Source organism: Anaerospora sp., from assembly GCF_032013335.1.
Classification (GTDB): domain Bacteria; phylum Bacillota; class Negativicutes; order Sporomusales; family DSM-15969; genus Anaerospora.
In genome coordinates, this window is sequence record NZ_DALZUO010000005.1 from 59908 (window position 1) to 83233 (window position 23326).

Genomic DNA, 23326 nt, shown 5'->3' on the forward strand with positions numbered 1-23326 from the left:
TTACGTGTAAAGGAGTAAAGGATTATGTTGACACTTTTAGGTATTGCTGTGGTTATTGCCGGTTTCGCATTGCGGTTTAATCCGCTGCTTGTGGTTGTTGTTGCAGGTATTGTAACTGGCCTGGCAGGAAATCTGCCTGTCGAGAAAATCTTAACTATTTTTGGGGAAGCTTTTGTTAAAAACCGCTATCTCTCATTATTTATTCTTACGCTTCCTGTAATTGGCCTATTGGAACGCAATGGCTTAAAAGAGCAAGCCCAGGCCTTAATTCGTAAGGTTAGTGCTGCTACTACCGGGCGTATCCTGATTCTTTACCTGTTTATTCGTGAATTGGCGGCAGCCTTGGGGCTTACGGCTCTGGGAGGCCATGCACAAATGGTGCGTCCGCTTATTTCGCCCATGGCAGAAGCTGCTGCCGAAAACAAACATGGTAATCTGCCGGATAGTACCCGCAATAAGATTAAAGCGTTTTCCGCATCTGCCGATAATGTAGGTGTATTTTTCGGAGAAGATATATTTATCGCCTTTGGTGCTATTCTGCTGATGAAGAGTTTCTTTGAGCAAAACGGAATCATCCTGGAGCCGTTGCATATTGCAATGTGGGGTATTCCTACCGCTATTGCGGCCTTTATTATCCATGGTACCCGGCTGTATTTACTGGACAGGACAATTGAACAGGAAGTGCAGGCGGGTACATTGGGAAATGAACAAGTAAAGGAGCTGAAAAAACATGATTATCAGTCTTGATTATATATATTATGTAGCAGGTTTGTTTGTAGCTATTATTGCTCTGCTTGCTTTCAATGATAAAGGTAATTCCAAGAGAATATTGACAGGTACCTTTTGGGGGCTCTATGCAATTTCTTTTTTATTCGGCAATAGCATTAAACCTATGTATGTAGGAATTATGATTATCCTTATGGCAGTTATCGCTGGTATTGGTGGTGTACGCATGGGGAAACATGATGAAGCCACAACGGAAAAGAGGATGGGGCAATCGAAAAAACTTGGAAACTGGCTGTTTATGCCTGCTTTGCTTATCCCGGTTATTACCATTATCGGTACCGTTGGCTTAAAAGATGTGAAGATTGGTGCTTTACAATTATTAGATAAAGCTAACGTAACGCTTGTAAGCTTAGGCGTAGCGTGCGTTATTGCCCTGCTGGCAGCCATGGTATTGACAAAAGAAGGCGGCCTACGGCCAATTAAAGAATCACGGCGCTTAATGGATGCTATCGGTTGGGCCGCCGTATTGCCGCAAATGCTGGCAACTTTAGGAGCATTGTTTGCCGCTGCAGGTGTAGGTCAGGTTGTTTCTCAACTCGTAAGCTCAGCAATTCCAGTAGATAACCGCTTTATGGTTGTTTTTGCCTACACAGTAGGGATGGCGCTGTTTACAATGGTTATGGGTAATGCCTTTGCCGCTTTCCCTGTTATGACCGCAGGTGTCGGGCTGCCGCTGATTATTAATCTGCATGGTGGAGATGCAGCTGTTTTAGCAGCAATCGGCATGTTTTCCGGTTATTGCGGAACCTTGATGACGCCTATGGCCGCTAACTTTAATATTGTTCCGGCAGCATTACTCGACTTGCCTGATAAGAATGGTGTTATAAAGGCCCAGGTTCCAACAGCACTGCTCTTATTGACCGTGAATGTATTTTTAATGTACTTCCTGGTATTTTAAGAGATATCCACTGACGGCAAGTTCACTTGCCGTCAGTGATTTGTGATTAAGGAGACAATTATGTTTAAGAAGATATTAATTGCTAACCGGGGAGAAATTGCCGTCCGAATTATTCGAAGCTGCCGCGAAATGGGGATAAAGACTGTGGCGGTTTATTCTGCGGCAGATCGTAATGCTTTGCACGTACAACTTGCCGATGAGGCTTATTGTATTGGTGACACTTCTGCCAAAAGCAGTTATTTGAATGTTACTAATGTAATCAGTACTGCCATACATTCTCAGGCAGAGGCAATCCATCCCGGCTATGGTTTTCTTGCCGAAAACGCTGATTTTGCTGAAATCTGTGAGGAGTATGGTATGGCTTTTATTGGCCCGTCACCCCAGGCTATCCGAAAGATGGGTGCTAAAGCCGTGGCCCGGGAAACAATGAAAACAGCGGGCGTACCTACTGTTCCGGGTACAGAGGGGATTATCGATGATTTGGAGGAAGCTGTTCAGGTTGCCCGTGTGATCGGTTATCCTGTGATTGCCAAGGCAACGGCCGGTGGCGGCGGGAAAGGCATGCGGGTAGCTAATGATGAAGAGGAATTAAGAAGATCCATTCGTCAGGCGCAGAAGGAAGCGGAAATGGCTTTTGGAAATGCAGGGGTATATCTGGAAAAATATTTAGAAGAGCCACGGCACATCGAAATTCAAGTCATGGCAGACAAATATGGTCATATTGTTCATCTGGGAGAAAGGGACTGCTCCATTCAGCGCCGTCATCAAAAGTTGATCGAGGAAGCGCCGTCACCTGCTCTTAATCCGGAACTAAGGGAGCAGATGGGGAAGGCAGCAGTATTGGCTGCTGCTGCTGTCGATTACTATGGTGCCGGTACAGTAGAATTTTTGCTGGATAAGGATGGACAATTTTATTTCATGGAAATGAACACTCGCATCCAGGTTGAGCATGGAGTAACAGAAATGATAACGGGAAAAGATCTAATCCGGGAGCAGATCGCTATAGCAGCAGGGGAATTTTTGTCTTTTGGTCAGCAGGAGGTCACTGTCAATGGCTGGGCCATTGAATGCCGGATTAATGCTGAGAATATAGAAAGAAACTTCATGCCGGCACCGGGCCGGGTTGTAAAGTATCTGCCGCCTGGTGGATTTGGTGTCCGTGTCGACAGTGCTGCTTATTCCGGTTATGATATCTCTCCCTTTTATGATTCCATGGTGGCAAAAGTAATTGTCTGGGGAAAAGACCGTACTGATGCGATTGAGCGGATGAAACGGTCTTTAGATGAGTTTGTCATCGAAGGAATTAAAACAACGATTCCCTTTCATCAAAATTTACTGGAGCACGAAGTATTTGTAGATGGTGTTTTTAATACCCGCTTTTTGGAAGAATATAAGGAGGTCCTATGCAGCGACACTCAGGAGAAGAGATCATAAAGTTATTTACCGAACTGGCTCCTTATATTAATGATATTGTTGTTGAAGATGTGGGTATTTCTGTAATTAAAGACGGTGTATATACGGCCTATGTTCCCGGTAAATCCTTTGATCTGGGACTAAAAGCCGGAGAGCCGATGAAAGGGCAGGTCAGTGAACAATGTATTAAGACCGGCAGCCGGGTCATACGCATGATCTCCCGGGAACAATCGGCGTTTGATATTCCCTACATTGCCTGCGCCTATCCGATTAAAGAAGGAAATACCGCAGTCGGTTGTGTTATTACTACACAGAATATTACGAATCAGGAAAAGATCCATGCTATTGCCGGAGACTTGGCAGCTTCATCCGAAGAATTTACGGCTAGTATGGAGGAGTTGGCAGCAGGTGCACAACAGCTGACCACAATTAGTGAGGAGCTTAGTAAACTTGGCAGCGAATTAGCGGAGACGATTCGCCATACCGATGAAATTGTTGCTTTTATACGTAATATCTCGCAGCAGACGAATTTATTGGGCCTAAATGCAGCAATTGAGTCGGCCCGAGTGGGCGAAGCAGGCCGAGGTTTTAGTGTGGTGGCTGAAGAAGTACGAAAACTAGCGGCTGTCAGTGCTGAATCAGTTAAGAATATTAATTTATCCTTACAGAAGACACAGGGATCAATTGCCAAGATGAATGAGAAAGTAGTGAGTATTGATAGAACAGCTCAGAATCAAGCATCCTCGATTGGCGAAATGGCCAAAAACAGTCAGGGATTAGCAGAAATGGCAGGAGAATTATCCAGCGTTTCTGAGCAGATGCTGACTGGGTTACCATAATAAAAAGAATCACTCCGAAAATAGGGGGTGATTCTTTTTCATTCTAAAAGAATCCTAAAACTTATTTGACATAATAACAATATAGCATTCTCAGAATAAAAATTAGGAGGAAAAACATATGAAAAAAGTACTGCAGCGTTTTTTAAATGGAGTTTTAGGCCTTATTATGACTTTTCTGGTTATGGCATCACCGGTAGCGGCAATTATATATGCGACGGAGCCTGCAGTACTAACGACCTCTTTTAACATAGGGCGGACACCGATCAATACTTATGTAACCTCATTCTTGGAGAAGCTGGGAGAGGCTGATGGGCAGGAAGCCTATACTGCTCCACCGGCATCTTCGGCTGACCTACCAAGTTTTGCCTTGAAAAATCCTAAAACTAATAGAAACTAAGGATAGAAGGCGGATATTTCCATTTTACCTTCCAAGGAGAAATAGCATATTTTGCCGAATATACTCGATATATCGGTAATGTGTATCTTTGTAAATAAGGTGGTGGAAATCATGTTCGATATAGTGATTGTAAATGGGATACTCATTGACCCTGAGAACCTTACCCGGACTAATGGTAATATCGGTATCAAGGATGGACAAATTGCCATTATAACAAAAGATGACATTTTGGGAGCCCGGCAGTTTGATGCTTCAGGCAGAATTGTCTGTCCGGGCTTTATTGATATACACGGACATATCGACCAGGACAATTATTGCGGTGAACTCTCCTTGCGCCAGGGAATTACAACTACTGTCGGTGGTAACTGCGGTGCAAGTCCGCTGGATATTAATGCTTTCTTCTCGGCGCAGGAGCTGCATGGCTTTATCATTAATCAGGCTGAGATGATTGGTCATTCCATGAGCTTAAGAGAAGCTGTAGGTGCTGCTAATCCGCTTGAGGCTGCTACTGAAGAGCAATTGGTGCGTATGGAATACTTGGTGGAACAAGCCTTTGAAGAAGGGGCCTGCGGTCTTTCTCTGGGGCTCGCCTATGCCCCGGGCAGTTCGAATGACGAGATCATGCGGCTAAGCCAGCTTGCTGCAAGATATGGCCGGATTGTAGCAGTAGATACACGGATGATTACCAGCAGCGATATGTACTCTTTGGTTGAGGCAGTAGAAATTTCCCGGCAGACGGGTGCCAGGGTACAAGTATCGCATCTCGTATATCAGTATGGTACAGGTATGATGGATGAAGCGCTGGCAGTAATCAACAGGGCCAGGGCACAAGGGGTGGATATCCGCTTTGACAGTGGCATGTATACCCAATGGGCAACTCATATCGGTGCTGTACTTTTTGATGAAGAATATATGGAAGTGAATGGCTGGAAGCTTGAAGATATTTTGGTCATTACCGGTAAATACAATGGTCGCCGCTTAACAATGGATATTTACCGTGAGCTGCGAGCCACTGCCCCTCATACTGCAGTAGTTGTTTTTACCGGTATTGAAGAAGAGATTTATATGGCTCTTAATCACCCCTATGCGATGCCTTCTACCGATACGGGTGCCTATGATCCCGGTGAAGGACATCCGCAAATTGCCGGCAGCTTCCCCCGGTATTTCCGTAAAATGGTTGTAGAGCGTTACGAGCTGAATCTTATGGAAGCAGTTCGTAAAGCAACTTTGCTGCCAGCCGAAACGCTAGGCTTTACGACCAAGGGCCGTTTGAGAGTGGGGATGGACGCCGACCTTGTAGTATTTGATATTCATGGAATTACGGACAAGGCGGATTTTGGACTGCCCGATGCTTCGCCGGAAGGAATCGATTATGTTTTTATCAATGGCAAACTTGCTTTAGCCAAAGGGGAAGTCATTGATACCCGTGCTGGCAAAGCTATTCGCTGCACGAAACCGGTATATGATTATCAGATATGAATAACTATTGACTTTCAAAATGACTTCGTGTTATTCTAAGGTGAATTAAAGATAGTGCTGATTGGAAAAACCAAAGGCTTAAATCGTCTGCAAATGCAGGCTGTTTATCCTTTGGTTTTATTTTTTTTCAGCAAATAGGAGGTAGTAAAATGAGTGGAAGCAAGTGGTACAAAAAAGAAGATTACTGGGCAATCGTAATTGGCTTCGGACTTATTGTGTTAGTTACACTGGCGTTTTTGGCCGGAAGCGTCAGCATATTTAAGACAATGGCTGTTAATATTGGTGGGTGGTCATCAGATCTTGCAAAATTAGCTGGCATTCTTACCAGTTCATCTTTTGGACTTATAGCATTATTGGCTTTCTTTTTAGTGGTATATTCAATTGGTGTAAAAGTGATGGGACAAAGCGTTCCTAAGTTTGTTGGCGGGTTTATAGCACTATTTCTTTTTTCTGTACTTATTACTACATTAGGTGCTAATAAATTTATTAAGGATTGGCAGCTGGAAACACCAGTCCTGGCTTTGCTTATTGGCTTAATAATCGGTAATATCTTCAAACTGCCTGAATGGTTCCATGCAGGCTTACGTACGGAGCTTTATGTGAAAACAGGGATCGTTTTAATGGGGGCGACATTGCCGCTCACACTGATTCTCCAGGCTGGTCCTGTAGCAATTCTGCAGGCTGCCATTGTTTCGGTTATTACTTTTGGTTCTATTTATTTCGCGGCAACAAAACTGTTCAAGCTTGATCCCCGCTTTGGGGCAACTTTGGCAGCCGGTGGATCAATTTGCGGTGTATCTGCTGCAATTGCCATCGGCGGGGCTTGCCGGGCAGAGAAAGAACATGTCTCGGTCTCTATCTCAATGGTTATTATCTGGGCTGTGGCAATGATCTTTCTCTTACCGTTATGGGCTAAACTGCTCGGACTTGATCCTGGACCGGCCGGAGCCTGGATCGGTACTTCCGAATTTGCCGATGCAGCCGGTTTTGCGGCAGCAGAAGCAATTGGCGATGAACGGGCTGTAAAAGCATTTACGCTAATGAAAGTGATTGGACGGGATATGTTTGTTGGGGTTTGGGCGTTGCTAGTGGCAGTGCTGTCTGTTACCGTATGGGAGAATAAGAGCAAAGCAGAAGCTGAAAAAATTGATGTGGCAGAAATTTGGAGAAGGTTTCCCAAATTTATATTAGGCTTTTTTGCAGCCTCTATTTTAGTAAGTTTTGTTATTGCCAGTCTGGATCCGAAAACGGCTGCTCAGTTTTCTAAGGATGCTATTGGGCCTTTAAAAACTTTCCGCGGCTGGGCGTTCACCTGGACTTTTCTATCCATCGGGTTTACCACCCGCTTTAGAGAATTATCTACGTTTGGCTGGCGCCCATTAGCCGCATTCGCGGTAGGTGTTGCGATCAATGTACCGCTGGGGTATGTTTTATCCAATTTAGTGTTTGTAGAGTATTGGCTGGGAATTAAGTAATGGAAAGGCCAATTGTTAATCATGTTACTCTCATACGAATAGGCTTGAATGCAAATTTAGCCCTTGACCTGGGTACTCTTGCCGAGGGGCCTCATCGGCTGCGGGAGGCTGGTGTTTTAGCAAAAGCGCATTATGATAAGCTTGCTGCCATGATGGAAGCGTTGGCGGAATTGGAGTTTGTTTTCTCTACCGATAAAAATTATCTCTATGGCAAGTCAGAAACTGTCGGAGCCCGTGAATCCAAAGAGTACTTGCTGGCAAAAGGGTTTCAGGATCAGGATTTTCAAATTCATCTCGAATATAGCCGGGGTTGGGGAATGATGTAGGCAGCAAAGGAACTATGGTAACGTAAGTTTGCCATAGTTCCTTTTTGCTAAATGAGGAAATGCAACGTTTGAGCGATAGCGAGTTTACGAATTTTAGTAAGTCAGTAGTTTTCCAAGGCTATTGGAAGATAGGCCTAGACTTTTGCTCCTTTTGTGGCAATGACAAAAGGAGATAGCAGGTTCTTTCTTATTGTAATAATTCCTTGATCAGGTAATGCTATCAATACTACTTGTACGTTACTTTTACACTGGGACAGCGTTACTTAATTTAAAGGCAATATTACTTATGTGGAGGACTCAAATGAGCAGACGGAATCAAATGATAGCTATGGTAGCATTACTGATTATCTTAGCCAGCCTGTTAAACGGCTGTGCAAGCAAAGCCCCCAGTCCTATTCAGGATACTGCCAAGCAAGAGCAGGCTATTATGGAAAAGTTTACGAAGATGATAGAAGATCAAAACAGTACAGCGGCTCAAGTTGTCCAGTATATTGATGCAAATCACAGTGCAGTATCTAAGGAAAATGCGGTAGTAATGGTTAGCGGGCTTGAACAGAAGCAAAAAGCCGGACTTCCTGATATCGAGAAGCGCTTTGCCGATGATGAAGCCTTACAGGCAGCCTTGGCCAGGGCGCACCAAAAGAGCGGCTCAACTGATTATACGAATGCTGTTGAAGACACTGCTGTAAAAGAGCGCCTGGCGGCAGCTAAAAATAGCGGATATAAAATAGAAACGGCTGAAGGAATGTATTATCCGGTAATTGATTATGAAATGTATAAAAAATACCAGTCTAATTTAACACCCGATTTTGCTGCATATATTGATATTATGACGGTAGAATCCCAACAGCCTCCTGCTAAAGATGCGGCGCTCAGAATAAGCTGGGACGAATTAGTTAAACGGACATTAGCACAGGAGAGGTATCTTGCTCAATATCCTGACTCACCTAAAACTACAGAGATAAAAATGCTGCTTAACAAGTATGCAATGTTTGCCTTGTACGGTACGAATAATACACCTTTATTTGACTACGATACTAAGCAAATGGCTGCTGAGGCAAAAAAAGGTTACCTTGAGACGGCGTGGGATGATAAAAACGGTGTTTTTTCTAAAACGATGAGGCAATATGTAACAGTATTGAAAAAAAATGATGAAAGCTTAACAAGGCAAGTACGGGAATTCCAGAATCAATCCTCCCAAGAGATTACTATGGCGATGAATCGTTACTATGTGGCAGGCTTTGATGATGCTGCTCAATTTGAGGCAGTCTTTACCAGGCTGCAGGGGCTGGTTGCTGTCGGCAATAAAGAATCGGTAGCCGATTATATTCTGTATCCATTGAATGTTTACTCCCAGGGTGTGCCAACAACCTATACATCCAGAGAAGAGTTGCTAAAAAGCTATGACACCGTTTTTACGGCAATAGTAAAAGAAGCTTTAGCCAAACAGAAAGTAAATGAAACCTTTGTTAACTACAAAGGAGTTATGGCAGGCAGTGGTGAGATTTGGTTTACCCAGTCTGATGATTTAAAGTATCGTTATGGGATTTTGGCTATCAATAAGTAATCATATGAAAAAAGCTGCTCAGCCTTCGGGAAGAGCAGCTTTTTTATAGTTCGCGTTTTTTTTTCTTAAAATTCATCGAAAATTCAAAAGTGCTTGGTATACTAAGCAAAACAAAGCAACTAATAGGGAGGAAGAACAATGAATAGAAAAATCATACTTTTAGTGATAGGTGGGGTGTTGGTTTCGTCCGTTGCTTTTGGTGTATCCAGTATGACAAATGCAGCTGAGAAAAATCAAACACCAGCCATGGTGCAAAGCGGGCATATGATGGAATCAATGGACGCCAAAGCAATGGCTGATAGGATGAACTCACCTCAGATGCAGGAACAATGTGCTGTAATGATGCAAAGCCCTGAAATGCAGCAGGCAATGAAAAATATGTTGCAAACACCGCAAATGCAAAGTGTCATGAAACAAATGCTGCAGCAGGATATGGGATTTCACCAGGTAATGTCTGACCTGGTTAACTCAGTGGATATGAGCAGCGATCATAGTATGCCGTCAACTGTGATGAATGGCGGAGCTCAAATGAATGATCATAACAGCCATCACGGTAACTAGATAGTGAAAAACACCCCCAATGATTTGGGGGTGATTTTCACTCGTGACAGCAGTATTAATTTAGTTGCAATATCCGGTTGACGCGATATAAGAAGAAAAGATAACCTGCTAGGAACAAAATGCTAAGCTCTTCCATAGGGGCATCCTCCCTGTTTCATAGAAGTAAAGTTGAGTATCTTTTGATTTTAGCAATGGTTCTTTAGATTTTTCTTTGAAAGTTTGCAGAAGACAAGGCAAGCACAATGTATAATCGCTGTTCGGGTGTATAATAAGGGTAAGTGTCTTGACAAAGTTATGAATTAGAATTAGACAGTGCAAAAAAAGATACGCTGCTAAGCTAAGATTTAACTTTACTAAGACACTAGGCTGAAAAGGAGAAAAAATGATGCAGCCAACCGTTTTGATTATTGATGATGACAGTAAGCTCACTCAGTTGGTACAAACTTATTTTTTGAAAGAGAATTTTAGCACATATATTGGTCATGATGGCTACCAGGCTCTTCAATTGGTGCGGGAGAAGAAGCCGGATATTGTTATTCTTGACCTAATGCTGCCTGGTTTGAATGGCTGGGAAGTTTGCCGTCAAATAAGAAAAGAAAGCGATGTTCCGATTCTAATGCTGACTGCCCGGGATGAAGAAAATGACCGGTTAGTTGGTTTGGAAATGGGAGCTGATGATTATGTGACTAAGCCATTTAGCCCGCGTGAAGTTGTTGCCAGAGCAAAAGCTATTTTGCGACGGACACAGAAGGGCAGTTCTAAAGAAATTCAGCTCAAGGTCGGCGATTTAATCATCGACCGGGAGCGCCATTTAGTGCTGGTGGGAGCTGAGCCGTTGGATCTGACACCAACTGAGTTTAAAATTATCGAATTGCTTGCTGCCAACAGAGGGCGGGTCTTTTCACGGCTCCATATTGTTGAGCAGGTACAAGGGTATACTTTTGACGGATATGAACGTACGATTGATGCCCACATAAAAAACCTGCGCCGTAAGCTAGCTGGTCATTCTTGTAATCCACAACTTATTCAAACTGTATATGGCATAGGCTATAAAATAGCTGGTGACGAATATGCGTAGTTTAACCTGGCGGATTACCGGCTTGATGTTTTTATCTATCTTACTCACAGTACTGCTATTGGTCTATCTTGCTGAATACCAGATGATGGTACACTTTACTAACTATGTGGCCGGACAGCAGACTGAGGGACAAAGCAGCGAACACATGATGAAAGCGATGGGCGGCGGGCAGGCCATGGCAGCGATGATGGGATTGCCGGAGCAAGTTTTTTTAGAGTCGATTCACCGCTCACTTTATTGGGTCGGTGGTGCACTGCTGCTTGCAGGGCTGCTTGCCAGCTATTTGTTTGCGCAAACCATTACCGTACGACTCCGTCAGTTAAATACTGCAGTTGATGCAATTGGCAGTGGGACTTATGGTCAGCAAATACTGGTAGAATCAGAAGATGAAGTAGGGCGGCTGGCAAAAGCCTTTAATCGTATGTCTCGTTCTCTGGAAGAGAACATCCAATTACGCAAACGCTTATTAGCGGATATTGCCCATGACTTACGTACACCTTTAGCGATTATACAGGGAAACTTAGAGGGAATGATTGATGGTGTTGTTGAAAAAAATAATGATCAGCTTCGTTCCCTCCACGAAGAGACAGTCTATTTAAACCGCCTGATTAAAGATTTACGGGATTTGTCATTGGCTGAAGCGGGACAATTAATACTCGAAAAAACATCTACAGATATAAGTGCGGTAATTGCCAGGGCTATTCAGCTTCTGAAGCCGCTAGCCGATGAGAAGGGAATTCATCTTGTGATGAATTTAAAACCTGTGCCGCTGCTCTTTGTTGATGCCAGCCGGATCAATCAGGTTCTGAACAATCTGCTGGTAAATGCCCTGCGCTATACGGCAAGTACCGGTACGATCACAGTAACATGCAATGTTGTAGATAGAAAAAATCAATCTTGGGTCGAATTGACGGTAGCAGATACTGGGATTGGAATTTGTGAAGCTGATTTACCGTATATTTTTGAGCATTTTTACCGCTCTGATAAGTCCCGTGATAAAAAAAGTGGCGGCTCAGGAATAGGTTTGGCGATTGTTAAGCAATTAATAGAAACGCACGGCGGCATGGTTGAGGCAGTCAGCTGTCCTGGAGAAGGGACCATTTTCCGACTGTTTTTACCACTAAACAATAACTAGAGTGGATTTGCAGTATTTTTGTTGCATCAGTTTTTGCAGATAAGGGAAAGATAAGGCGTTGTGTAAGGCAAGTTTTACTGATTATCTGGTCTAGGAGGATTTGTCTTTGCCGAACTCGAGAGCTGCAATACTAAAGTTTACTCTGATTTTTTTAGTACTGGAAATGATCATTGCCATTGCTCTAATTGCTAATGGCAATTCTAAGGTTATTCCTAATGTTGCCGGACTGGCGGTTGCATGGATAATCTATACGCTGCTGGAATTACGGTATGGCTTTTATATGAGCAATTATGTAAGAGTGGCATCGATGGCAGCGAGCCTGAGTGATAACTTTTTCGGCTATTATTTAAGCTATTATCAGCATTCCTTTGTCTTCGATAAGATTCAGCATGCCTTTGGTACTTATGCTTTTTCCTTATTTGCCTACGTATTAGTTGCTCAGCTGCTCGCAAAGCCGGCGAGCAGGTTGTTTACCTTTATTCTGGTTTTGTCATTAGGTATTGCCATAGGAGCGGTATATGAGATTGGTGAATTTATCGGTGATCAGATCGGTAACCCTGATCATCCCAGTCAACCTAGTTTACTTGACACGGATCTTGATTTGATCGGCGATACCATTGGGGCGGCAATTGCCGGCCTCCATGCCGTATTTCGCCTTTTTAAGTCCACTAATCTTAGGAAATAGCAGGTAGATTGAACAGTAAATAACATTGAAATTACCCGGAATTTTTGCATGAATAGCCTCCTTTCAGACAAACTAAAAGTATCCTAATAAAGGAGGGGATTTAATGGCTAATGTACTCAATGGAGTAAAATGCAGCGTTAAAAACTGTAATTACTGGGAAGACAACTACAAATGCTCAGCACCTGCAATCGAAGTAAATGTCGATAACGGAGGCCACTCTGCCAGCAAAAGCAGAGAGACCAACTGCCAGACTTTCCGGACAAAAGCATAAGCAAAAGAGACTGGATGTGAAAGCATCCAGTCTCTTTTTATATTGAGCGACCGATTCCAATACCGCCGATTACCTGGCCGTACTTATCTTTGACGGGAATGCCTATCGCTTTAAACTCTACTCCATAGAGCTCTTGCGCGATTAGTTTGGTGACTGGCCTGCCAAGCCGTAGGGCTTCATAGATAGCATCGCCAGGAGGAATAGGATCACCTTCGGTAATACTTGGTTGCAGAGACTGACTGGGAATAAAACGCAGGAACCGAACCCGGTCAGTAAAGCCTACGAAAACTTCTTCTTCAAAAAGGTACGGCAGATAGGGGCTAAGGGCATCAAAAGCCTGGAGGATTTCATTTTCTAATGTGATACTATCGTTAACAGTCATAGAGCCACCTCAAGTTATATGATTTATTTATGTATATGTGGGCAGCTTTAAGAAAAGCACAGGAAAAAGGTAAATACTATTTCCTGTTTTTTGAAATACTATCTATTATTACCAGAATCAGGAGGTGTTCCAGGTGGGTAATACAATTATTACGCAAATATATGAGAGTATTAAAACACTCTTGATTTATAAACCGCCGCAAAATCCCAAACCCTTTGTTTTAGATGAGATAGAAAAAGGCAAAAGCGGCCATTCCGGACCTCGTCCTGAAGATGGAATCACTTCTGCAGTCCGGGAGTTAAAAACACTAGTTGATTATTCCCGCCGTTTGGAAGAAATCATGGAGAAGAGCATAGCTGCTTTTCGCGGCAATGACCTGACCTCTATTGAGCGCTTGCCAGAAGAAGTGGAGGCGTTGAAAAAGGTTAAAGACAATACAGCGCCGGTATTGCTTTCTTATGATGCGGCAGCTCAGCCGCTGGACAAGCTGGTAAGTCCGCTGTTAGAAGAGAATAAAGCCATTATTGACCGGATGTACAGCAGCGATATTAATAAGGACATCCTGATCCGCCGTTTTGAACTTGGCGGAAAACAGCCAATTAAGGCGATGCTCGTATTCTTGGACGGCATGATTGATAAGCAGGTACTTGATTTAGGTGTTTTGCAGCCTCTTATGTTACTGGATACGGGTAAAACAAAGCCTGCAGGCAATGAGCTCCTTACCACTATTATGGAAAATTGCTTGCCCAGTAATCAGGCATCACCGGTAAGTAAATTTAAAGATGTGGCAGATGCAATTAATGGCGGAGATACGGCACTGTTTCTTGAAGGGGTAGAACAGGCTCTTACTTTAAGTACCAAAGGGTACAAGCAGCGCGGTGTGGAACGGCCTCAGATCGAGCAATCTATTCGTGGCAGCCAGGCTGCATTTAGTGAAGGCCTGCGAACTAATACTGGCTTGCTGCGTACCATGCTGCCTACTAATGATTTGGTTACGGAAATTCTTATGATCGGAGACCGGATACCGCAAAAATGTGCAGTTATGTACCTAAAATCGCTTGTTAATCCTGATTTGGTAGCAGAGGTGAAAAGGCGGCTTAAGGGAATTTCCACCGATTATATTGTAGACTTGGGAATTTTGGAGCAATTTATTGAAGACCATCCAGCGATGATTTTCCCCCAAATGCTGTCTACCGAACGGGTAGACAGGGCGGCAGTGAATATTGCCGAGGGACGGGTTGCCCTTGTTTATGAAGGAGTGCCCTTTGTTCATATTGTTCCCGTCACCTTTTTCTCGTTTTTTCATTCTGTAGAAGATTTCTCGCTAAAACCGCCTGCTGGCACATTTATGAGATTGCTGCGAATAGTCGGGACTTTGGTTGCCGTTATATTACCGTCAATGTATTTGGGGATCAACTATTTTCACCAGGAAGCGCTGCCGACCGAACTGGCACTTGCGATTGCCGGAGCGAGAGAGAAGGTCCCATTTCCGGCAATAGTTGAAATTTTAATGATGGAGTTTTCCTTTGAATTGATCAGGGAAGCGGGCTTGCGCGTTCCCGGTCTGCTCGGATCGAGTATCGGTATTGTAGGAGCCATCATTTTAGGACAGGCAGCAGTTGCTGCTAACCTGGTTAGTCCAATCATGGTTGTTATTATTGCTGTGACTGGCTTGGCTTCCTTTTCTATTCCTGATTACCGGCTGGCTTTTGCCCTGCGCATAACCAGGTTTGCTTTTTTATTGCTTTCCGCCATGATGGGTCTCGTAGGACTATCCTTTGGCCTCTTGGTTATTACGGTTGCAATGTGTAGTATGAAATCCTTCGGTGTGCCCTATATGACACCGGTAGCACCAAAAACAATTTCCGGCTATGATACCTTAGTACGAGGACCGGTATTTCGTCAGGAAATTAGGCCTGATCAGTTAAATACGCAGGATAGCCGGCGACAGCCTGCAATTAGCCGTAAATGGACGAAGGAAAAGCCTGTAGGTAAGAAGGAGGAGGAGGAATGAGCTACCAGCCAGGGAAAATGGGTACGGCAGAAGGAATGGCAATTGTTTTTCTCCTTACCTTTCCGACAACCTTTCTGACCACACCGGCTGTATTGATTAATGAGGCAGGTGCTCTGGGATGGCTTGCCGCTTTAATTCACGGTGGTATATCATTGCTATCACTCTTAGCCGTCTTATTTGTTTGCAAACATGTACCGGGTAATTTGTTTGAGGTATGTGAACAACTGCTGGGATCGGTTGTTGCATGGATAATCGCCTTATACTATGCGCTAGCCTTTAGTGTCAACTATATATTAATGCTAAGGCAGTATGCCGAGAATACCTTGCTTACAGCGCTGCCTATGACGGAGTTTTCTTTTGTCATCCTGGCCTATTCTCTTGTAGTGGGGATTGTAGTGGCCTTCAGTCTCGAGGGGATGGCTCGGGCTGGGTATATTCTGATGCCTTTTATTGCAGTAACGCTGTTGATTGTTTTCATACTTTTGAATCCTTTTTATGAAATATACCGTTTAGCGCCGTGGTTGAGTATGGGGCTGGGAACAACCTTATTTACCGGTGCAAAGTTTGCCGGTATTAATTTTGGTGTTGTTGCTATAGCGATTGTAGCGTCGTCTTTTCAAAACAGTCGGACAAGGTGGCAAGTTGCTCTGTTTGGATTGGGACTGAGCACTGTATTACGGGCTATGGTCGTTTTTTTCTATACGTTGCTGTTTGGTGTTACAGTGGGACGGGAGAAAATGCTGCCCTTTTTTGAAATGGTCCGCCTTGTTTATCTGGGCCGCTACGTGCAGCGGCTGGAATCACTATTTATTATTCTCTGGGTAATTAATGGGCTGCTTGATATTGCTTTTAGCTTATATTTTGCATTATACTGCATTACTTATCTGGGCAAATTGCCGACGATGCGGCCGCTTATACCGGTAGTTACCATTCTCTTGGCTCATGTTGCTATGATTCCTGAGGATGTTGTCAGTGTGATGATGGACTATGCCTTTGTAGGGAAAACCTTTTTGAATATCGGCATATATGCAGTGCCCCTATTGCTTCTGGCAGGTCTCGGCTGGAAAAAGCGGAAGAAGGTGAAAATATGGGCAGCAGGTTGATCATTCTGCTGGTATTAGCAATTTTTCTGGTTACTGCAGGGTGCGGTGGCGCCCGTGAAACGGATGAAGTAGGTTATGTCATTGCCATGGGCATAGATAAAGGCCCGGAAAAAGATAATCTTAAGGTTACATATCAATTAGCCATTCCACGCGCCCTGTCCGGTACGGGCACTAGTGATAGTAAAGAGGCAACCGAAATTATCACCGTAACGGCAACAACGCTGGTAGAAGCGCGCAATTTGTTAAATACAACCATTGCCCGCATTCCTAATTTATCGCATGTCAAAGTTATTATTATTGGTGAATCGCTTGCCCGTCAGGGAGTAGGTGATTTTGTAGCACCGCTGCAGCGCTTTCGTGAATTTCGCGGCTCTATGTACATTGTTGTTTCTCATGACTCAACTGCTGAGGAGTTTATTAAGAAACTGACTCCCCGCTTAGAAATTCTGCCTTCAAAATATATTGAGACAATGATGTTGAGCAATACAGAGAACGGATATTACGGGCGAAGCTTTTTGCATGATTTTTATAACCGGCTTAAAGGCGGCAGTGCAGCACCCTATGCATCTTTAGTCGCCGTCAATTCCATGGATGGGAAGGACCGGCCTACGGACAAGAAAAGCCCCGGCGAAAAAAATGACGAATATACTGCTGGTGATATACCATTGACAGGAGATGGTGCTGCAACTAATTTTGCTGGCTTAGCACTGTTTAAGGCTGATAAGATGGTGGGCACGTTAACGAATGAGGAATGCCGGGTGGTGAGCTTGCTGGAAGGTAAAAATGCACCTACCTGTTTCCTGGCAGTAACCGATCCCAATGTACCAGAAAAATCAATTAATATTATCTTTCGCCTTGGCCGAAAACCAAAGACCGAAGTAACAATGCAAGACGGACATTTTAGTTTTGATGTGGATGTCATGCTGGAGGCTGAAGTTACGTCAATTCCCAGTGCTATTAACTATGAAATGGCTGGCTACAAAGAGCAATTGGAAGATCAGATTTCACAGGTAGTGCAAGCAGAAATGATGAATATGCTGGAAAAGACCCAGTTTCTCGGCGCTGACCCAGTAGGCTTTGGTTACCAGGCCCGTGCCATGTTTCGCACCTTGCCGGAATGGAAGGAAATTGATTGGGATAAAAAGTATAGCAAAGCTGATTTCCGGGTGAAAGTGAATACGAAAATTCGCCGTAGTGCGCTCATGTGGCAGTCATCACCAATTGCTAAATAATAAGGAGGATTGTAATGTGGTCGATATAATCTTGCTGCTTGGTTCTTTTACCGCTGCTTTTTATGCCCTTACCTTTGCCCGTTGGTTAAAGCAAGGCGGTAATAAGCAGGGGGCGTATGTGGTTTTTGCTGTAGCGATGATTGCTATAGCTTTGCCGGTTTACCGGCTGGCAATGAAAGACTGATAATATTACAATATTTTCTTGCTCCTTTCTACTTGAAGGGAGCAATTTTTTATTGACATCATGGGGCAAATCATTTATCATTCATATATGAACATATATTCATATATTGGAGTGAGAGAAATGCATGATTCTGATTTCGAGCTATGTGAAGAATGTAATTATCATCCGCAACGGATTTGTTTGGCCCGCCAACAACTATTGACAGATAATATAGTTTTTCAACTGGCTGAAACCTTCAAAGTGGTGGGCGACCCTACGCGTATTAAGATACTGCATGCCTTGAGTAAAGGTGAAATGTGCGTTTGTGATATTGCCGAAACGCTGAATATGGGGCAATCTGCTATTTCTCATCAGTTACGGGTACTAAGAAATGCCCGGCTGGTAAAGTTTCGTAAAGATGGAAAAACCGTCTGGTATTCGCTGGATGATGATCATGTAGTAGCACTTCTGTGCCAAGGTCTGGAACACATTAGTCATAGTTAGGAGGGATTTTGTGATGGAAAAAACGGAGGTAACTACTGCCTGCGGCTGTCATGGCTGCGGCCCCCATGATACTAACCCGGAAGCTAAGCATGCTGCTGTAACAGCAGGTTCAGAAAAGGCATATACAAGTATTTTCCGTTTATCAGGTCTTGATTGTGCTGATTGTGCCGCCCATTTGGAAAAGCGCCTTGTTGCTTTGCCGGGTGTGAAGTCGGTTATTGTTAATTTTGGTGCAGCTAAGCTTACAATAACGCATATTCTTACTGATGCTGATATCATAAATGCTGTCCGGCAAGCTGGTTATCAGGCTGAACCCTATCAGCAGGTGGCTGCTGCTAATGCGCAGCCAGTACGTTGGTGGGATAATCCCAAAACTTTGGCAACGATTTTTGCAGGGCTGTTTTTAGGAGCAGCGATGATTCTGGAATGGACGGATATTGCTCAAGCTGTTGTTATACCGCTATATGCGCTGGCAATGATTGTCGGGGGCTATCATGTAGCTAAGAGCGGCCTATATGGACTAAAAAGTATGACGCTTGATACCAATTTTCTTATGCTGATTGCCGCTATAGGTGCAGTTGCTATTGGTGAATGGAGCGAAGGCGCGACTGTTGTTTTTCTTTTTTCTCTGGGAAATGCGCTGCAAGCGTACACGATGGATAAAACCCGCCAGTCTATCAGGGCGTTAATGGAGCTGGCGCCTAGAGATGCGCTTGTCCGGCGTGATGGTCAGGAAGTACGTTTGCCTATTGAAGAAATTATTGTAGGCGATACGATCCTGGTTCTGCCAGGAGAACGCATTGCTATGGATGGCAAAGTGACGACAGGCTTGTCAAGTGTTAATCAGGCCGCCATTACTGGCGAGTCCTTACCGGTAGAAAAAGAGTTGGGTGATCTCGTTTATGCTGGTACAGTCAATGAACAAGGTGTCTTGGAGATTCTTGTTACCAAGCTTGCCCAGGATTCTACACTTGCCCGGATTATGCATATGGTAGAGGAAGCACAGGCTGAAAAAGCGCCTATGCAGCAATTTGTTGATGTGTTCGCTAAATACTATACACCGGCAGTGATCATAGCTGCTGTAGGTATTGCCGTTATCCCTCCGCTGCTATTTGCGCAGCCTTTTGATGAATGGTTTTACCGTTCCCTAGTATTGCTGGTAATATCCTGTCCCTGTGCATTGGTTATATCAACACCTGTTTCCATTGTATCCGCAATTGGGAATGCATCCCGCAACGGGGTGCTGATCAAAGGCGGGGTATATCTGGAACAAATGGGGATTATTCAAGCGGTGGCTTTTGATAAGACTGGTACTCTGACGGAAGGAAAACCGGCTGTGACGGATATTGTTCCCTTAAGCGGCCTTGACAGTGAGCAAGTCTTGGCATTGGCTGCAACAGTAGAACAAAGGTCGGAGCATCCGTTAGCGAGAGCTATTCTTGGCCGTGCGAGTTTATTGGAATTGGGCTCAGTAGCTGATTTTACTGCGCTGCCCGGACGTGGTGCGCAGGCTACAGTAACGGGAGAAACAATTTATGTCGGCAACATGCGATTGTTTGAGGAATTGGCTTATCCTCTGGGAAATGCTCCTCAACTGGTTACTGAACTGGAAGACCAGGGAAAAACGGTTGTGCTGATTGGCAGGCAGTCTGAGCTGCTGGGCTTAATCGCCCTTGCTGATACAGTAAGAGCTACCGCTCCACTGGCAATAGCGGCGCTTCGTAAAGCCGGAGTAAAGAGTATCGCCATGCTTACCGGTGATAATGACCGGGCTGCCCGGAATATTGCTCTGCAAGCCGGTGTAGATACTGTCTTCAGTGAACTCCTGCCTCAGGATAAAGTTTCAACACTGCAGCAATTAGCCGGCAAGTATGGCAATGTCGCGATGGTCGGTGATGGTATTAATGATGCACCTGCGCTTGCTGTTGCGAATGTGGGTATCGCTATGGGCGTAGCCGGATCGGACAGTGCTCTGGAAACGGCGGATATTGCTCTTATGGCTGATGATTTGGGAAAACTAGCTTATATTATGGCGCTAAGCCGGAACATGATGACAATTATCCGCCAAAATATTACTTTCTCGCTTGCGGTAAAGGCGCTCTTCGTAATTGGAACGTTTGCCGGATTCGTAAACTTATGGCTTGCTGTTTTTGCCGATACCGGCGCTTCTTTACTGGTTACTCTTAATGGGATGCGTCTAGTGCGTACGATTAAATAAAGAATTGGCTCCTGCTGTTGGCAGGAGCCAATTTTATTTAAATTTAATAAAAATTTCCAGTGCAGGCAGGATTTTGTTTTAATATGTCGAACCGTCGTAATAACATGTCGAATAATGGCGTTTTATAAAATGCCCTAGCGAAATGGAGCATAAGCATGGGTGAACAAAAGCCGATTCAAGTAGAATTAACAGAAGAGGAACTAACTGAACTTTTACGTGATTTACCTCCATATAATCCTGACTTGCGCAGCAGTGATATTCACCAGGCTGTCAGGCTTTCGGCGTATCTTGGTGTTTGCTGAAGTTCCGGCAGAGACAGGCGAATTTCGTCTGTCTTTTTTTGTTATGTCTGTACTAGTGTCTTGGCAAAGTTGTGAATTAGAATTAGACAGTGCAGATTTTTTTGCAATACAAGGCGGAGGAGTCCGCAAGACACTAGGCAAAGACTCTGTTGATATGGTATGCTTGTCTTGACTATCCAAAGCAAAGTGGAGGAAGGACTTGCATGGTAATTGTTTTATTTCGTCACGGTGAAGCAGAAGATAGTACCGATATGAGAGACGACGGTTTGCGCAGCCTAACGACGAAAGGGCGTAAACGGACTAAAAAAATGGCTAAAATCGTCAATAAACTGCTGCCTAAAAAACGCAAAATTCAAATTTGGTCGAGTCCATTGCTTCGGGCTTTGCAAACAGCTGAAATACTGGCAGACCAAGTGGGAGTAAAAGTCAAAATACATAATGCAATCTCTAATGGCGATTTTGAAATGCTTTGTGCCAATTTGAATGATTGCCATGAAGAAGACTGTGTTCTTATAGTAGGACATCAGCCTTTTTTAGGTGAATGGACCGAGCAACTGACGGGGTTACAGCTGCCTTTTCGTAAATCAACTGCCGTGGGTCTCCGCTATAAGTCAAATGCTGTAGTTGATAACAGGCTGGAGGGGGAGCTCCTTTGGTATGTGCAGCCTCGTTTTTCTAAAAAATGAAAGTAAATGCTAAACTCTAAAGAGGTGACGTTATGAAAAATTTGTTAACCATCGCCGGATCGGATAGCTCGGGTGGAGCAGGCATTCAAGCTGATTTAAAAACATTTTCTGCCCATGGAACCTATGGGATGAGTGTCATTACGGCTGTAACCGCACAAAATACACAAGGTGTATTGGCTGTACAGGATATTAGTGCCGACATCATTGCGCAGCAGTTGGAAGCTGTTTTTGAAGACATTGAGGTTCATGCTGTTAAAATTGGCATGGTTTCTGTCGAAGAGACAATCAATACGATTGCTGCCAAGCTTCGGCAGTATCAAGCAAAAAACATAGTTGTTGATCCGGTTATGGTATCGAAGAGTGGGTTTCGCTTGCTGCAGCCAGAGGCCCAAGCCCGGCTGGTAAGTGAGCTATTGCCATTAGCGACAATTATTACGCCTAATATTCCCGAAGCGGAAGTGATCACCGGGAAAAAGATAGAGACTTTTGATGATATGCAGCAGGCTGCTCAAAGCATTTATGCTTTGGGGGCAAAAAATGTACTAATTAAGGGTGGACATCGGCAGACTGATGCTACGGATATTCTTTTTGATGGCGAAGATTTTTATTATCTTCCATCAGCGCGTATTCCATCAACCAATACGCATGGTACGGGTTGCTCCCTTTCCTCCGCTATTGCTGCTAACCTTGGGCAGGGTTGTGAGATTTTTGATGCTGTACGAAAAGCAAAAGACTTTATTACAGTGGCAATTGAGCAGGCTTTTCCACTCGGCAAAGGGGTAGGGCCAGTTCATCATTTTTATGCCCTTTATAAAAAAGCCGGCCTTATTTAATGTGATGGAGCCCGTAAAGCAATACCAGCAATAAAGGCTGATGGATCAGATAAATGGCAAGCGAATGTCTGCCTAAAAAGGTAAGCGGTTGAGGAAAAGCAACATAGGGAAACAAGCTGGTGCTTGATTGATAGAAGTACTTGCCGGCAGCAGTTCCTATTAGGAAGATCCCATACCACGGAAATAGCGGATAATAGTCCATCGTTTGAAAGCCGTCTGGCAGCAAGCCAAGCGGGATTAACAGTGGCCACGGTACAATTTGATCAGCCGCCCAGTGTCCTAGTAGAACGGCAAATATCGCCAGTAGCAGTAATGCTACTGGCTTTTGTTTATTGACAAAAGGATATGTGATCAGGCTTATTCCTAAAAAATGCAAGATACCAAACCGGATATACCAGTCAGGGCTATAGAACCAGGTTATAATTGTCAACGCCAGTCCACAGAAGAAAATTCGGCTGCCGTGGCGGATGGGGGAAGTGGCAAGCGTCGCACTTAAGCCTGCCAGGAATATGAATAAAGAAGCCGATGATTTGCCTAGATAATACCAAAATCCGTCGTGATAGTTAACCGGATAATGATAAAAATCTTTTAAATCGACAATGGTGTGAAAAATGACCATTAAAATAATGGCCATTCCACGCAGAGCATCAATTTCTCCCAAACGATTAGCTTTATAGTGATTTAACACGATTTTGCACCTAACCGCGGATGTTTCACTGGTTTTAGGCTCAACTTGGCAACTAACTGTACCGCTTCATCAAGAGATACATCAAGTCTGGCAGCCGGCGTTTCCAGAACACATAATGGCTCGTCAAGCCCCACTTCCCCTCCCGGGAGGTAGACATATTCACCGGACTGGCGATCACCAAATATAAAACCTGCTATTAGATGTTGTCGTACTACTTGACTCATGGTTAATACCTGCATTTCTTCAGTTTTCGGCTTCATTATAGCACAATCAACCATGTTACAAAAGGAT

The 23326-nt window shown here is 44.1% G+C and carries 26 protein-coding genes; 23 read left to right on the forward strand and 3 right to left on the reverse strand.

The annotated features are described in order from the left end of the window. The first annotated feature begins 24 nt into the window (after positions 1-24). From RTR76_RS06250 to RTR76_RS06315, 14 genes are all read left to right on the forward strand, one after another. Complete coding sequence (locus RTR76_RS06250) at positions 25-747, forward strand: DUF969 domain-containing protein (RefSeq protein WP_312518010.1); 723 nt, start codon at positions 25-27, stop codon at positions 745-747. After that, positions 731-1684, forward strand: a complete 954-nt coding sequence (locus RTR76_RS06255; protein ID WP_312518013.1) for a DUF979 domain-containing protein — start codon at positions 731-733, stop codon at positions 1682-1684. Before RTR76_RS06250 ends, RTR76_RS06255 begins: the two co-directional genes overlap by 17 nt. 60 nt (positions 1685-1744) lie before the next feature. Next, positions 1745-3118: an acetyl-CoA carboxylase biotin carboxylase subunit gene (gene accC, locus RTR76_RS06260; protein WP_312518016.1), complete on the forward strand. Its 1374-nt coding sequence runs from the start codon at positions 1745-1747 to the stop codon at positions 3116-3118. Next, positions 3088-3936 (forward strand): methyl-accepting chemotaxis protein, encoded by an 849-nt coding sequence (locus tag RTR76_RS06265; RefSeq protein ID WP_312518019.1) that lies wholly within the window; start codon positions 3088-3090, stop codon positions 3934-3936. The genes accC and RTR76_RS06265 overlap by 31 nt, the downstream gene beginning before the upstream one ends. 118 nt (positions 3937-4054) lie before the next feature. After that, the gene (locus RTR76_RS06270) at positions 4055-4333 is read left to right on the forward strand and encodes a hypothetical protein (protein ID WP_312518021.1); all 279 of its coding nucleotides are present in this window, start codon (positions 4055-4057) and stop codon (positions 4331-4333) included. Positions 4334-4444: 111 nt separating this feature from the next. Further along, positions 4445-5812 (forward strand): amidohydrolase family protein, encoded by a 1368-nt coding sequence (locus tag RTR76_RS06275; protein WP_312518024.1) that lies wholly within the window; start codon positions 4445-4447, stop codon positions 5810-5812. Positions 5813-5961: 149 nt separating this feature from the next. Next, entirely contained in the window at positions 5962-7287 is a 1326-nt protein-coding gene (locus RTR76_RS06280; protein WP_312518026.1) for a putative sulfate exporter family transporter, read from the forward strand. Then, positions 7287-7613 carry a hypothetical protein gene (locus RTR76_RS06285; RefSeq protein ID WP_312518029.1) on the forward strand — a complete coding sequence of 109 codons (327 nt, stop codon included), beginning with the start codon at positions 7287-7289 and terminating at the stop codon, positions 7611-7613. Before RTR76_RS06280 ends, RTR76_RS06285 begins: the two co-directional genes overlap by 1 nt. 301 nt (positions 7614-7914) lie before the next feature. Next, positions 7915-9180 carry a hypothetical protein gene (locus tag RTR76_RS06290; protein ID WP_312518032.1) on the forward strand — a complete coding sequence of 422 codons (1266 nt, stop codon included), beginning with the start codon at positions 7915-7917 and terminating at the stop codon, positions 9178-9180. A 138-nt stretch (positions 9181-9318) separates the two neighbouring features. Then, positions 9319-9741, forward strand: coding sequence for a hypothetical protein (locus RTR76_RS06295; protein ID WP_312518035.1), 423 nt, complete (start codon positions 9319-9321; stop codon positions 9739-9741). 382 nt (positions 9742-10123) lie between these two features. Beyond that, complete coding sequence (locus RTR76_RS06300; RefSeq protein WP_312518038.1) at positions 10124-10819, forward strand: response regulator transcription factor; 696 nt, start codon at positions 10124-10126, stop codon at positions 10817-10819. Next, positions 10812-11954: a HAMP domain-containing sensor histidine kinase gene (locus RTR76_RS06305; RefSeq protein ID WP_312518041.1), complete on the forward strand. Its 1143-nt coding sequence runs from the start codon at positions 10812-10814 to the stop codon at positions 11952-11954. The genes RTR76_RS06300 and RTR76_RS06305 overlap by 8 nt, the downstream gene beginning before the upstream one ends. A 106-nt stretch (positions 11955-12060) precedes the next feature. Continuing rightward, entirely contained in the window at positions 12061-12639 is a 579-nt protein-coding gene (locus RTR76_RS06310; RefSeq protein WP_312518044.1) for a hypothetical protein, read from the forward strand. Positions 12640-12742: 103 nt separating this feature from the next. Continuing rightward, positions 12743-12910, forward strand: coding sequence for a DUF1540 domain-containing protein (locus RTR76_RS06315; protein WP_312518046.1), 168 nt, complete (start codon positions 12743-12745; stop codon positions 12908-12910). Positions 12911-12947: 37 nt separating this feature from the next. On the opposite strand, the gene RTR76_RS06320 is transcribed toward RTR76_RS06315, so the two are convergent. Next, positions 12948-13292, reverse strand: a complete 345-nt coding sequence (locus RTR76_RS06320) for a hypothetical protein (RefSeq protein WP_312518049.1) — start codon at positions 13290-13292, stop codon at positions 12948-12950. Between the two features lie 133 nt (positions 13293-13425). Between RTR76_RS06320 and RTR76_RS06325 the strand changes: the two genes are divergently transcribed. The 9 genes from RTR76_RS06325 (at position 13426) to thiD (ending at position 22347) form a co-directional block, all read left to right on the forward strand. Continuing rightward, complete coding sequence (locus tag RTR76_RS06325; RefSeq protein WP_312518052.1) at positions 13426-15306, forward strand: spore germination protein; 1881 nt, start codon at positions 13426-13428, stop codon at positions 15304-15306. Next, complete coding sequence (locus tag RTR76_RS06330) at positions 15303-16409, forward strand: GerAB/ArcD/ProY family transporter (protein ID WP_312518055.1); 1107 nt, start codon at positions 15303-15305, stop codon at positions 16407-16409. Before RTR76_RS06325 ends, RTR76_RS06330 begins: the two co-directional genes overlap by 4 nt. Further along, positions 16394-17641 (forward strand): Ger(x)C family spore germination protein, encoded by a 1248-nt coding sequence (locus tag RTR76_RS06335; RefSeq protein ID WP_312518057.1) that lies wholly within the window; start codon positions 16394-16396, stop codon positions 17639-17641. Before RTR76_RS06330 ends, RTR76_RS06335 begins: the two co-directional genes overlap by 16 nt. Before the next feature lie 16 nt (positions 17642-17657). After that, positions 17658-17825 (forward strand): hypothetical protein, encoded by a 168-nt coding sequence (locus RTR76_RS06340; RefSeq protein ID WP_312518059.1) that lies wholly within the window; start codon positions 17658-17660, stop codon positions 17823-17825. 120 nt (positions 17826-17945) lie between these two features. Then, the gene (locus tag RTR76_RS06345) at positions 17946-18308 is read left to right on the forward strand and encodes a metalloregulator ArsR/SmtB family transcription factor (protein ID WP_312518062.1); all 363 of its coding nucleotides are present in this window, start codon (positions 17946-17948) and stop codon (positions 18306-18308) included. Positions 18309-18321: 13 nt separating this feature from the next. After that, positions 18322-20526 (forward strand): heavy metal translocating P-type ATPase, encoded by a 2205-nt coding sequence (locus RTR76_RS06350; RefSeq protein WP_312518350.1) that lies wholly within the window; start codon positions 18322-18324, stop codon positions 20524-20526. 155 nt (positions 20527-20681) lie between these two features. After that, positions 20682-20828 (forward strand): hypothetical protein, encoded by a 147-nt coding sequence (locus RTR76_RS06355; RefSeq protein WP_312518064.1) that lies wholly within the window; start codon positions 20682-20684, stop codon positions 20826-20828. A gap of 203 nt (positions 20829-21031) precedes the next feature. After that, entirely contained in the window at positions 21032-21514 is a 483-nt protein-coding gene (gene sixA, locus RTR76_RS06360; protein ID WP_312518066.1) for a phosphohistidine phosphatase SixA, read from the forward strand. A gap of 32 nt (positions 21515-21546) precedes the next feature. After that, positions 21547-22347, forward strand: a complete 801-nt coding sequence (gene thiD, locus RTR76_RS06365) for a bifunctional hydroxymethylpyrimidine kinase/phosphomethylpyrimidine kinase (protein WP_312518068.1) — start codon at positions 21547-21549, stop codon at positions 22345-22347. On the opposite strand, the gene RTR76_RS06370 is transcribed toward thiD, so the two are convergent. Both RTR76_RS06370 and RTR76_RS06375 read right to left on the reverse strand, forming a co-directional pair. Continuing rightward, entirely contained in the window at positions 22340-23035 is a 696-nt protein-coding gene (locus RTR76_RS06370; RefSeq protein WP_312518071.1) for a heparan-alpha-glucosaminide N-acetyltransferase, read from the reverse strand. The genes thiD and RTR76_RS06370 overlap by 8 nt on opposite strands. Next, positions 23029-23259, reverse strand: coding sequence for a hypothetical protein (locus RTR76_RS06375; protein WP_312518074.1), 231 nt, complete (start codon positions 23257-23259; stop codon positions 23029-23031). Before RTR76_RS06375 ends, RTR76_RS06370 begins: the two co-directional genes overlap by 7 nt. Positions 23260-23326 lie beyond the last annotated feature (67 nt).